At 57.8% G+C, this 13084-nt stretch carries 8 protein-coding genes; 2 read left to right on the top strand and 6 right to left on the bottom strand.

What is annotated here, in order from left to right; genetic code table 11:
• Positions 1-7: 7 nt before the first annotated feature.
• The 3 genes from M5M_RS10615 to M5M_RS10605 all read right to left on the bottom strand — a co-directional run bounded on the left by M5M_RS10615 (position 8) and on the right by M5M_RS10605 (position 5887).
• On the bottom strand, positions 8-1504 hold the full coding sequence (locus M5M_RS10615) for a tryptophan halogenase family protein (RefSeq protein WP_016389348.1): 1497 nt from the start codon (positions 1502-1504) through the stop codon (positions 8-10).
• Between the two features lies 1 nt (position 1505).
• Positions 1506-3002 carry a tryptophan halogenase family protein gene (locus M5M_RS10610; RefSeq protein ID WP_015047488.1) on the bottom strand — a complete coding sequence of 499 codons (1497 nt, stop codon included), beginning with the start codon at positions 3000-3002 and terminating at the stop codon, positions 1506-1508.
• Between the two features lie 92 nt (positions 3003-3094).
• Positions 3095-5887, bottom strand: coding sequence for a TonB-dependent receptor (locus tag M5M_RS10605; protein ID WP_015047487.1), 2793 nt, complete (start codon positions 5885-5887; stop codon positions 3095-3097).
• 201 nt (positions 5888-6088) lie between these two features.
• Here M5M_RS10605 and M5M_RS10600 point away from each other — a divergent pair, with 201 nt between their 5' ends.
• Entirely contained in the window at positions 6089-7498 is a 1410-nt protein-coding gene (locus tag M5M_RS10600; protein WP_015047486.1) for an alpha-amylase family glycosyl hydrolase, read from the top strand.
• Positions 7499-7557: 59 nt separating this feature from the next.
• On the opposite strand, the gene glyA is transcribed toward M5M_RS10600, so the two are convergent.
• The gene (glyA, locus tag M5M_RS10595; RefSeq protein ID WP_015047485.1) at positions 7558-8823 is read right to left on the bottom strand and encodes a serine hydroxymethyltransferase; all 1266 of its coding nucleotides are present in this window, start codon (positions 8821-8823) and stop codon (positions 7558-7560) included.
• A gap of 316 nt (positions 8824-9139) precedes the next feature.
• Here glyA and M5M_RS10590 point away from each other — a divergent pair, with 316 nt between their 5' ends.
• Positions 9140-9916, top strand: a complete 777-nt coding sequence (locus tag M5M_RS10590; protein ID WP_042455641.1) for a type 2 periplasmic-binding domain-containing protein — start codon at positions 9140-9142, stop codon at positions 9914-9916.
• Positions 9917-9951: 35 nt separating this feature from the next.
• Here the strand turns inward: M5M_RS10590 and M5M_RS10585 are convergent, their stop codons facing one another.
• A complete protein-coding gene (locus M5M_RS10585; protein ID WP_015047483.1) occupies positions 9952-11361 on the bottom strand; it encodes a Type 1 glutamine amidotransferase-like domain-containing protein in 1410 nt (469 codons plus the stop codon).
• Positions 11362-11517: 156 nt separating this feature from the next.
• Positions 11518-12867 (bottom strand): lyase family protein, encoded by a 1350-nt coding sequence (locus tag M5M_RS10580; RefSeq protein ID WP_015047482.1) that lies wholly within the window; start codon positions 12865-12867, stop codon positions 11518-11520.
• Positions 12868-13084: the final 217 nt, after the last annotated feature.

The following is a 13084-nucleotide window of genomic DNA, read 5'->3' as shown; positions in this document are numbered from 1 at the left end:
TCGGGCCTTATTTTTTATGGAGTAATTGCAGGTTGTGGGCGTGATCTGAAAAGTTGAGTGCGCAGCCTTCAAGGAATTGTGCAATGCGTTTTTCCTGGTACAGGTCGCCCGTGCCCGGCTGCGTGGGCGCGAGCTTGGGAAATACACCGTAGCCGGCTAACAGGCAATTCCACGACACGGCGCCAAAGTGGTTTTCAATACCCTGTCGTTGAATTTCCGTTTCCAGATCGCCGGCTTTGTACCAGCAGTCGAGAATGCCCTGAAGTGACGGCGACAGGTCGGTCATCGCCCGGCAGGCGCGCCAGTAGTCGCTGTCGTTGCGGTTGTTCAGCTTGTAATGGGCCACAATGTAATCGCGCACCCGCTCAAATCGGTCGCTGACCCGTTGGTTGTATTCCTGCGCGTGCTGGCTGCTGAAGCCGGCCTTTTCAAACAGATCCATGAACAGCTCGGTACAGATCTGCACCAGATGCAATGCGGTGGCCTCCAGGGGTTCGATAAAGCCCTGCGATAAACCCAGTGCCAGACAGTTTTTATGCCAGTGCTTTTCCAGCTGACCTACCTGCATGCGCAGGTGGCGACATTCCTGTTGCTCGCTGAGCCCCAGGTGTTGACGGAATTCCTGCTCGGCTTGCTCGCGCGAGATGAAATCGCTGCTGTACACATAGCCATTACCGGTGCGGTTGGTCAGTGGAATGCGCCAGGCCCAGCCGGCGCTGAGTGCAGTGGACAGGGTTTCCGGTGGCAGTGGATGGAGTGCTTCGGTTGCGGCCACAACGGCAGCGTCATTGAACAGGTTGGCGTTGAAACTCTTGTGTGCAACGCCCAGCGTTTCGCGCATGAGCATGGCCTTGAAACCGCTGCAGTCAATGAAAAAATCACCGTCGATGGATTGGCCATCGCGCGTGTGTAACCGGGTGATGGCGCCGTCATCGGATTGGCCCACCGTATCGATGTGCGCAGTGAGATGGTTTACGCCGCGGTCGATGGCCGTTCGCCTTAAGTGTTGTGCCAGCAAGCCCGCATCAAAATGATAGCCGTATTCAATCCGGAACGGAAAATTGTCCGGCGTGATGGGCCCTTTTCCGTGTTTGGCCAGGACGCCGTTGAGCAAAAAATCCGCCGGTGTGGTGTGGGTATCCAGTCCCATGCGACGGGTGCGGGCATTGATCAGGAAGTCGCGCTGGGTAAACGTATCGGGTTGGGAAATAAACGGGTGGCTGTAATCAACCGCGCCCGCGTCGGGTGCCCAGTCTTTAAAGCGGATATTGACCTTGTAGGTGGCATTGGCCGCCGGCATCCAGTCGGATTCCTGCACGCCGATGGCCTGAAAAAACCGTTTGAGTGTGGGCGTAGAGCCTTCCCCCACGCCCACCGTCGGGACGTCGGGTGACTCCACCAGCGTGATGTGGACGCCGGCGCTTGCCCATCGGGCGGCGAATAAATTCGCTGCCATCCAGCCAGCGGTGCCACCGCCCACAATGACCAGTCGTTTTGGTTGCATGTTATCTGCCACAGAAAGACTTCAGAAATTCATCGTGCGTGGGCAATTCGGCGGCGGGCTTGGCTTTTACCGCGCGCAGGTTGGCGAGCATTTCCAGCAGCTTGTGTTCGGACGGTGCGTTCGCCAGCGGATGATAGTCCCTGGGCGTAATGCCCTGGCCAAGCATCACCTGCAACCAGGAACTCTCGGCAAACAGGTCTTCCTGTTCGCGGAACAGCTTGCCGGTGCTCTCAAACAAATCGATTTTGTGTCGCAAGCTGGCGGGAATATCCAGCTGCTGCATGTCGCGCCAGAAAGGCGAGTCCTGTCGCTCGTTCACAAAGTAATGCAGTATCAGAAAGTCGCGCACCTGCAGGTATTCGATTTCGGACTGCTTGTTGTATTCGGCCACGTTGGCGGCGTCTATGCCGTTGTGCGGGAATAATTTGATCAACCGCACCACGGCACTTTGAATCAGATGAATACTGGTGGACTCCAGCGGTTCCAGAAACCCGCTGGATAAACCCACGGCTACCACATTGCGGCTCCAGGGTTTGCGGGTGCGACCGGTAGTAAAGCGGATAATTTTCGGGTCTGCCAAAGGCGCGGTATCGAGATTGGCAGACAAGGTGGCGATGGCTTCGTCATCGCTGATGTAGTGGCTGCAATACACCATGCCGTTGCCGTTGCGATGCTGCAGCGGGATGCGCCATTGCCAGCCCGCCTGATGCGCGATGGAGCGGGTGTAAGGCAGGGTTTCCGGTAAGCGTTCGGACGGCATGGCCACCGCCGAATTGCACGGCAGCAAATGGCTCCAGTCGTCGTAACCGGCCCCGCATTTGGACTGGATCAGTAAGCCGCGGAAGCCCGAACAGTCGATAAAAAAGTCGCCGGCCACCTGCCGGCCGTCATCCAGCAGCAGTGATTCCACCATGCCGGTCTCGCTGTTGAGGGTGGCGTCTTTTACGATGCCCTCGGTGCGGCTCACGCCCATGGCTTCGCTGATTTTACGTAGGAATTTTGCGTACAGCGATGCATCAAAATGGTAGGCGTAGGGCAGTTCAAACACCGGGTCCTGGCTTTTGATATGGGCAAAGCGGCCATTGATAGCGCATTGGTAATTCAGGTCGTAGTCCCACAAATCGGATGGGTGGCCGGCCTGATTGGCGCGGGTCCAGTAATGGTGAAAGTGACAGAAGGCGGTGCTTTTTCCGGGGGCGCCGAAAGTATGAAAGTAGCTGTGCCCTTGTTGCTTCCAGTTTTCAAATTTAATCGCCAGCTTGATAGTGGCGTTGGTTTCGCGCAGGAATTCAGCCTCGTTCAAACCGAGCACACTGTTGACCAGTTGGATGGGGGGAATGGTGGCTTCGCCCACGCCAACGGCACCAATCTGTTCTGATTCAACCAGTTCTATGGAAACCGTATCGCCCAGTACTTTTTTGAGCAGTGCGGCAGACATCCAGCCCGCTGTGCCACCCCCGAGTACGACGACCTTGGATACCTTGGTTTTCACCGGCATTACTCCCGCTGTTATTGTTGTGAAAAATAAAAAGCCCCTGGCAGGCGATGCTGCACAGGGGCTTGGGCATGCTGTTAAGCCTTGCCTATAGCTTAGAAGCTGTAGTTCAAGCCCAGCAGGTAGTTGGCACCGAAGCTCTGGTAACGGGTTATCTGACGGGCGTCGAAATCTTCAGCCTGTACAGTGTCTTCGTTAGTCAGGTTCTGTGCCTGCAGGGTTACGCGCAGACCCTGCAGCCAACCTACGTTGGACTCAGCAAAGTTGTAGCCGATCTGTGCGTCAACCAGCGTACCACCCTGATCCACAGTTTCCACCAACGCCAGGCTCAGGCCACGGGTTTCGGTGGTGAATTCGCTGCGGTGTGAAGCCGCGATACGGAATTCAAAGCCGCCACGCTCGTAGTATGCAGTCAGCTGGTAAATGCGATCAGACAGACCGGGCACGGAAGAACCGTCTTCCAGTTTGTCTTTCATGAAGGTCGCACTACCGACCAGACCCAGACCATCGAGGCTGTCGTGCATCAGGTTGAAGGGCAGGTTGGCCTGGAACTCGATACCTTTCACCAGACCTTTCAGGCCGTCTTCTTTCGCGCTGACCAGACCCAGGAAGGTGGCTGGCGGCGTGCCATCGGTGGCTTCGTGATAGCCGGGGATGTAAACGTCAGAGAAGTCTGCGATGAACGAAGAATCGCGGTGCCAGTTGGTGAGCTGCTTGTAGAAGAATGTCGCGGCCACATAGCCTTCTTCGGCGAAGTAGTTTTCATAGCTCAGATCGAACTGGTTGGCTTCCAGCGGCTTCAGCTCCGGGTTACCGGCGCTGCCGGACCAAGGGCCAGCTTGTGGATTCGGATTCTTGATGGCGTCATCGTTGAACTGGAAAGACGCCTGTTGGTTCGGACGCAGGTCATCCAGACGAGCACGCGAAATGGTCTTGGACACGGCGGTGCGTACGAACTGGCGATCGGCCACTTCCAGGCTCAGGTTCAGGCTGGGCAGTACGTGGTTGTAGCTGGCGTCGCCGGATACGGGTGTCAGTTCAACCATGCCGGGCTGGTTTGGATCATCCTGACGAACCACGGTGCTGAAACCTGTGGAGGATTGGTCGGTGCTGACGATTTGCAGACCCACATTACCGGTCAGGCCCATGCCCGCCACTTCGGTGCCGATGTCCAGCTTGCCGTAGATGGTGGTGATGGTTTCATCGATGGTGTAGCTGTCGCCGGCGCGGCCGGGTTCAAAATCGGCTGCGTCGGTCAGGTCGTAATAACCGCTTTTGTACAGACCAAGACCGTCGTAGGCGAGAATGCTGCCCAGGCCCATGAAGGACAGGTCTGCCGTACCCAGCGGGCTGGGAATCGGGCCGTCGTTCGGGTAGTCGGGCGAGGTCAGGAAGTAACCTTTGTTCTCTTTGGTTTTGCTGCGGTCAGAGTAGGCCAGACCAGCAGTGGCGCCATCGATGATGCCCCAGCTGACATCGCCGTCCATTTGCAGACGCAGGGTGTCCAGCTCTTCGTCAAAAGTAGGTTCGTTAACGAAGCCGTCCTGTGCATCAGGGCGACCCATGCCGCCGCCCCAGGCCTGTGGGCCCGCCAGGCGGATCAGGTTCTGGTCGGTGTAGTCCGGGCCGGTAATGGTTGGGTGGGCACCGTACATCACACCTTCAGAGGTCATTTCCCAGGAGCGTGCATAGCCAGGGCCCTGAGTGGTGGAGCCGGCACGGCCGACACCGGAATAGCTTTCAATGTTGGCGATGGTTTTTTCAGACTGGCTGCGGGCGTAGTCCACGGTACCTTTCCAGTCGTCGGTCAGCTGATAAGCCAGGTTAAAGCCCAGTGTGCCGAGCTTGGCTTCTTTGCTTTCGCCATCGTTGCGGATCACAGAATGGAAACCATCGGCGAAGCCTTTGGTGGCCAGACCATCAACGACTTCAGTGATGGTGTAGTTGGCGCCGGACCATACTGGGCCGCCTTCTTCCATGCCGCGGAATACTTTGTTCTCTTCAAAATCGATGTACAGCGCATCCACTTGCAGCTGCAGGCGATCGTTGGGTTCCCACTCAACCACACCGGCAATGGAGTTGCGCTTCAGTTCGGCGGAGCGGACGAAAGAGTCGTGGCCGCCCAGTACTTTGACGGTTTCACCGTTATAGTCGGCATCAGCGTAACCCCAACCGCGGAATTGCTCTTCCTGCGATGGTGAGGAGGTAGATGCCAGCGTCAGGGCAACACCCAGAGTGTCGTCGGCAAACTGGTCTACCCAGTTAACAGACGCGCGGTAGCCCTGATCGTCGAAGTCCGGGTTGGCAGACTTCATGCCGTTTTGCTCGAGGCTCAGGTTCAGGGTCAGGGTGGGATTGGTATCCAGCGGGCTGGCGGTGCGCAGGTCAACAATACCGCCAACACCCTGCGTCAGGTGGGTGGCATCGGGCGACTTGTAAACCATCACGCCAGAAACGATTTCAGTGGGGTAGAGGTCGTATTCCACGCCACGGTTGTCACCCATGCCCAACAGCTCGCGGCCGTTCAGGGTGGTGCCAACGTAATCTTCTTTAAAGCCGCGGACGGCCAGACCCGAAGTACGGCCGTCGCGACGCTCACCGGCCAGACCGGGCAGGCGGGCCAGAGACTCGGCAATGCTGGTGTCGGGCAGTTTACCGATATCTTCGGCGGACAAGGCTTCAACAATGGACGAGCTGTCCATTTTCATTGCCTGCGCGCGTTGCAGGGCTGCGCGGTAGCTGGCGGTTACAACTACTTCTTCAAGCAGTTCGTCGCCGGCGGCCTCAGTGGTGTCCTGCGCGAACGCAGGGGTAGCAGCAAAAATCGCTGCGGACAGCAAGGTGGGCGCAAAGCGCAGAGTCTTGCTTGGGTTGTAACGGCTGCTCATAGGGTATCCCTCAGATTACCTAGTTATTATGGTGATGAGAAACTCATGCTAATTAGCGAGCTGTTCATGTCACAAGGCATTACATACGTATTCATAGCCGCTTAGCCTTATGCATACGAATGCGTAACCTGTGTAATCTGGAACTATCGTTATCTACTTTAGACCTTGATCTGTCAGTCGGTGTCCGGGGCACATATAAATATGCGATATCTGGTAGTGGTTGGTGTTTGCCTTGGGCTGCTTTTGGCGTGTGGTGAAACCGGTACCGGCGAGACTAAAAAGGCTGACGAGGTCAAAAAAGAAAGTCTTAATGACCATAAGATAAAGCCATATGTCACGCTGGCGCACCCAGACTGGAGCGCCGATGCGGTCCTGTATCAGCTCAATACCCGCCAGTTTACTCCGGAGGGCAGCTTCCGGGCGGCGGCGCGGGAATTGCCCCGGTTGAAGGCGCTCGGTGTGGACATTATCTGGCTGATGCCAATCCACCCCATCGGCGAAGAAAATCGCAAAGGCAGCCTGGGTTCACCCTACAGTGTGCGGGATTACCGGGGCGTCAATCCGGAGTTGGGCACACCCGGGGATTTCCGCGCGTTTGTGGAGCAGGCGCACGCGCTGGGCCTCAAAGTCATTCTGGATTGGGTGGCCAATCACTCGGCCTGGGATAATCCACTGCGGTTCGAACAGCCCGATTGGTATGAGCGCGACTACAAAGGCGATTTCCGTCCCACGCCCTGGTGGGATTGGTCGGACATCATCGATCTGGACTACAGCCAGCCTGCGCTCAGGCACTACATGGCTGACGCCATGGTTTATTGGGTGCGCGAATTCGGCGTCGATGGCTTCCGTTGTGATGTGGCGGGCTTTGTGCCCATCGACTTCTGGGAAGCGGTGCGCGCCGAGCTCGAGCAGATAAAGCTGGTGTTCCTGTTGGCCGAATGGGAGTCGCGCGATTTGCATGCGCGCGCGTTCGATGCCACTTATGCCTGGTCCTGGCACGAAAAAATGAAACACTTGGCCAAAGGCGACGCAGACGTCACCAGCCTGTTTGTCTACTACTCGTGGAATGAGAGCGCTTTTCCACGCGAGGCCTACCGGATGACCTACGTGGAGAACCACGACAGCAATGCCTGGGAGGGCACGGTGCAGGAAAACTTTGGTGCCGCCTACCCTGCAGTACTGGCGCTGTCCTTTGTGGGTGAAGGCATGCCGCTGATCTACAACGGCATGGAGGCAGGCAATGACCGGCGCCTGGCATTTTTTGAGCGCGATCCGATCCAATGGCGCGTGCACCCCACCGGGGATTTACTGCGGTCGTTGATTCAGCTGCGCAAACAGGAGCAGGTGTTGTGGAATGGCCAGTACGGCGAGCGGATGGTGCATGTGCCCAATAGCCAGCCAACGCAGGTGTTGAGTTTTGTCCGGGGTCGCGGCGCGGAACGGGTGTTGGCGGTATTCAATTTCTCGGCCGAGCCTCAAACCACCCGCTTGCAGGGCAGTCTGTTCCCCGGCACTTACCGGCATTGGTCTAGCGGCGAAGAAAGGCGCTTCACTGCCGATACAGAGGTGCTGCTGGCGCCCTGGGAATTCGGGATCTGGTTGGCTGATTAGCCAAACGCGAGTCATAAAAACGCCGGCGATCAGCCGGCTTTTTTTATGCGCGCAATGAATCAGTTGCCGTAGACCGGGAAGCGTTTGCACACATCCAGCACCTTGGCTTTCACTTCTTCGATCTTGGCGCTGGCGTCGCCGGATTCCAGCGCTTCCAACACGTCGCACATCCAGTGGGTCAGCTCGATGGTTTCGGCTTCCTTGAATCCGCGGGTGGTGATGGCGGGGGTGCCTACACGCAGACCGGAGGTCACGAAGGGTGAGCGTGGGTCGTTGGGTACGGCGTTCTTGTTGACGGTGATGTTGGCGGCGCCCAGAGCGGCGTCGGCATCTTTACCGGTGTATTCCTTGCCGATCAGGTCCACCAGCATCAGGTGGTTTTCGGTGCCGCCGGAAACAATCTTGATGCCGCGCTCGATGAAGGTGGCCGCCATGGCTTTGGCGTTCTTCACAACCTGCTGTTGGTAGGCTTTGTACTCGGGGCTCATGGCTTCCTTGAAGCTCACGGCTTTGGCCGCGATCACGTGCATCAGCGGGCCGCCCTGACCACCGGGGAACACCGCCGAGTTCAGTTTCTTCTCGATGGCTTCATTGGCGCGTGCCAGAATCAGGCCGCCGCGCGGGCCGCGCAGGGTTTTGTGGGTGGTGGTGCTGGTCACGTCGGCAATCTGCACCGGGTTGGGGTATACGCCCGCCGCGACCAGGCCAGCCACGTGCGCCATGTCCACAAACAGGTAGGCGCCTACCTTGTCGGCGATGTCGCGGAAACGCTGCCAATCCATGATCTGCGAGTAGGCGGAGAAGCCGGCCACGATCATCTTGGGCTTGTGTTCCAGCGCCAGGCGCTCCACATCGTCGTAATCCACTTCGCCGGTTTCTGCGTTCAGGCCGTACTGGACCGCCTTGTACACCTTGCCGGAAAAGTTCACCGAGGCACCGTGGGTCAGGTGGCCGCCGTGGGCCAGGCTCATGCCCAGTACGGTATCGCCTGGCTCACACAGGGCGGCGTAAACGGCGTTGTTGGCCTGGGAGCCCGAGTGCGGCTGCACGTTGGCGTAGTCGGCGCCGAACAGTTGCTTGGCGCGCTCTATGGCCAGGCGCTCGGCTTCGTCCACGTATTCACAGCCGCCGTAATAGCGCTTGCCCGGGTAGCCTTCGGCGTATTTGTTGGTGAGCTTGGTACCCTGAGCCACCATTACCATGGGGCTGGTGTAGTTCTCAGAGGCGATTAATTCAATGTGCTCTTCCTGGCGGCGCTCTTCGTCCTGGATCGCGGTCCAGAGTTCCGGGTCGAAAGCGGCAATGGTCTGTGATTTATCAAACATGGGATAAGCCCTGCAGTAGCTTGACGATGGTGAAATTTGGGAGCCGCGCATTGTACATCATTTACCCAGCAGCGGGACCCGGATTTTGTGTCGGTAACCATACGTTAATTTCCTATAGGAAACTATAGTTTCCTATAGGAAATTAACGTTTTTCACCGGATCGGCTAGGCTGAACAGATGACCCATCAGGGGTTTTCAGTTCATTTTTACGGTTGGCACAGTGCATCGGGTTTGGTTGATAGCGGTTTATGTTTTATGTGGGTTGCCTGCCTGCGCGCTGGCGGCGGGCGCCGTCGTCCAGGTAAAAGTGCCTGCTGTGTCAGACGGGGAGCACCAGGTAGACGACTATATTCACGGTCTGTTGAAGGCGGCATTGACCCGCTCGCTCGGGCCGGATGAATCCCTCGATCTCGTGGTCAGTGATGTCATCAATACCCAGAACCGGACCATCACAGAACTGATGAAAGGCCGTCAGTTGGATCTGATGTGGACCATGACCACACAGGACCGGGAGCTGAAAATGCGCCCGGTGCGCGTGCCCATATTCCGCGGCATGTTGGGCTACCGGGTGCTGCTGATCAAGCAGGGTAAGCAGTCGACATTTGATGCGGTGAATACGCTGGCGCAGTTGGCACCGTTGAAAGCCGGGCAGGATCCTCAGTGGCCGGATACGACCATCTTGGCAAGCGCTGGGCTGCGGGTTGTTTCGGGGCCTTATACCCAACTGTTCACCATGTTACGCAATGACCGGATCGACTATTTTCCGCGCGGCATGAACGAGGTTTTGCCGGAATTGGCGGCTGAACAGGGGCTGGCATTAGAGAACCATTTGCTGCTGGCCTATCCTGCGCCCATGTATTTCTTTGTGCGCAAAGCTAACGAAGACTTGGCCCGACGGCTTGAAGTGGGGCTGGCGTCGATGGTGCAGGACGGCAGCTACGAAGACTATTTCAATAATCATCCGCTGATCGTCAACACGCTTAACGCACTGAATGTGGCTAAGCGGCGCATCATTGCCTTGCCGAATCCACTCTTGCCAGCCGAAACGCCGCTGAGTGACCCGCGCTTGTGGCTGTTTCCTCCCGCCAACTGACTGCCACGCGCGGGCGCGTGGCAGTGATCCCGCGATCAGTTGTAGGGCTGGTTGATATAAAAGCTCGACTTTGTGCCATCAATGCCAATGGCTTTGGTACCCACACTGCTGTTGCCCGTGGTCAGGTTGTAGGTGTCGCCCCGGGTCAGGCGGTAGCGCTGCAGGTTCTGGTAGATTACCGCTTGGCCGCATTGTGCTTGTGTGCGCTGGGTGCTGGCGTTTTCTTTTAATACATAGACCGCATTGTCGCCATCCACCACGCCCAGACCTGAGGCATCGAAATAGATGGACGTGGCTTCGTCCACGCCAATGCCCACGGTATCGCTGGGCAATTGCGCCATAAACACCATCAAACGGCCCATCCGGTCGCGCTGGGCAAAATGGGTATCGGTAATGATGCCGGTCATCAGCGGCGTGGACAAAAAGTCGCGCGATAGATTGATGTAGGCATGGCACAGGTCGGTCACCGCCTCCTCGGAATACACGCCCGGGATACCGTCCGGGTCATAGATGTGTTGTGACTGCACCGCATTGCCGGCAGAGGTGCCACCGATGACGCCGCCTTTCTGGTACACGTGGTCAATGGCGGCGGCCAGTTTGGTGTTGGCCCATTGATTCAGGTAATCCGACTGGTCGCCGCCGGCAATCCAGACAAACTCCGCCGATTTCACCGCCCATTCCACGTAAGCGTCATCGGCGAGCGAGCGACGATCCACAATCAGTGTTTCCACTGAATCGGCATTGGTCAGTGATTGCAGGTAATCGTTGTAGGCATCGGTACCACTGGTGCGCAAAACCACAATATCGCCGCCCTGGATTTTGGGTGCCACGCGCTGGACGAAGGCCGCATCCACATCGGTGCCGCCGCCCATCAGCAGCAAGCCGCCGTCACCATTGCTGGTGTCTACGCAGCGGTCATTGGCGTTACCCAAGAGCGAGGCGGACAAGGGGCCGGGTTTTGCTGGCCGGTCGCCGTAGCCGCAATTGCCGGTGCCGCCACCGGTGTCACCGCCGCCACTGCTGTAGCCACTGGTACTGAGTTGGTAATCTCCACGCCCGCTGTAGCGGGTCACTTTAATGAAATAGCGACCGGCGGCAGGCGCGTTGGCGGTGCCGGTTTCCGGTATGTTGCCTGAGGTTGCACTAGCCGTGTAACTGCCGCTGGCGGGATAAAAATACCAATCAAAATCATCGCCACTGCTGTGATCGAGCGCAATGGAAATCTGACTGGGGCCTGCCACATCCAGGTAGTACCAATCGGTATCGCGCCGGTTGGCAATGTCGCCGGCCACGGTTTCATTGGCGCAGACCGGGCCGTTGGCGTCGGTCTCTGCGTTGTTGTTTTCGGCTTCGGTTTGCAAACAGCTGGCCGAGGCCGGCAATGTGATCAGCATCGATGTCGAAAAGACAGTGCACAGGCTGAGCGTGCGGAATAAATGGTTCATGCGGGAGCCCTTTGTTAGCGTTATGTTGGGCAGTCATACCTCGGCTGCCACGCTAATGTGGTGGACTGCCTGGGACAGCGCCAGCCTGTTGCCGCAAATCTGCACAGGCGTGGCGCATGCTGATAAAACCCGTCAAACCTGATTGCCAATGGGTTTTTATTCTGTGAGCGCCTGGGCGAGGGTGTCGATGTCACAGCCGCGCTGCTCGGCTTGCTCAAGCAATTTAACCACCGCGCTGTAGCCGAGCCTGGGCACCCAGGCGGTGGCTTTTGCATGGCTGCGATTTAATGTGGCGATGGCGGCCTCCGGATTAAACCTGAGTCCGTCGATGGCGTGGGCGCGGAACAGGCGCGCGGCGTGCGAGAGCGTTTGAGCGTTGGTCAGCAGGTGATGGGCGATCAGCGGCAGGAACGCATTGAGTTGCAACTGGCCTTGCTCGCAGGCTAACGCCACGGCGTGTTCGCGCCCGCTGCAATCAAACCCGACCTGATTGATGAACTCTGCAATCACCGGATTCACCTTGCCGGGCATGATGGAGGAACCAGGTGCGCGCGCGGGCAGGTGGTATTCATTCAGTCCACCTTTCGGGCCGCTGGCCAGGAGGCGTAAATCGCTGGCGATTTTACTCATGCACAGTCCCAGGCGTTTTTGGGCTGATGCCAGAGACAGTAAGTCGCCACAATCCCACGAGGCGCGGTAACAATTCTGCGCCGGTTCCAGGTTCAGTCCGGTGATAGAAACCAAAGACCCGAAAACGCCGGTCATGTCGCCACTGTTCAGCCCCGAGCCGATCGCCGTCCCACCCAGATTCAAACAGTTGAGTGGTTCACTGACGGCCAACAGATGATCCCGTGCGGCCATCAGGGCGTCGCGCCAGCCGAGCACTTCTGCGTGCGCGTGCATGGGCACCGCATCCTGCAATTGGGTGCGGCCCAATTTCTGGTGCTGTTCACAACGCGCTGCAACCGATTGCAGGGATGCGATCAGCGGGTCGATTTCACTGCACAAACGTTTATTCCACCGGATTAACGCGATACGCAGGGCACTGGGATATACATCGTTGGTGGATTGTCCGAGATTGATGTGATCGTTCGGGTGTATCACCTGGTAGCTCGCCGGTGGCAATTGCAGCCGTTGCAGCGCGCGGTTGGCAATGACCTCGTTTACGTTCATGTGGGTGGCGGTGCCGGCGCCACCTTGCAACATGCTGATGGGGAAATGCGGGTCGAGTTCGCCCGCGATTAATTCACCGCAGGCAGCGATCACCGCAGTGCCGATAGACTCGGGCCAAAGGGACGCGTTGCGCCGTGCGTAGGCGAGTTTGATTTCACCGAAAGCGCGCAGGAATTCCCGGTGGTGTGCCATCGGCTCGCGCAGCTGTTCAAAGTTGACCAGCGCGCGTTGGGTTTGTGCGCCATACAGTGCGTGCGCGGGTACCGTCACCGTACCCAGGCTGTCGCCTTCGTCGCGACAGGGTGGCAGGGAGGACGTGTTTATTGAGGGCATGGCGTAGAGCCTCTGGCAATTCAGGTGCGCGCATCTTGCCGGATAAACGCGATTATGTGCCGGGCGCTGGCGCGCATTGGCAGTGGGTTGTCTCTTTACTGTAAAACCCGCGCCGCAATTACAGTTTTGCGACCAGGGTGTATATCGAAAGCGGTGGCTCTCGGCTTTCGGATGTCTCCTAAGTCTCTGTTTTTAAATTCTTTTTTCTCGTTTGGTG

Source organism: Simiduia agarivorans SA1 = DSM 21679 (assembly GCF_000305785.2).
Classification (GTDB): domain Bacteria; phylum Pseudomonadota; class Gammaproteobacteria; order Pseudomonadales; family Cellvibrionaceae; genus Simiduia; species Simiduia agarivorans.
Note: the sequence above shows the minus strand (reverse complement) of the source record. Positions and strands in the feature narration are given on the sequence as shown.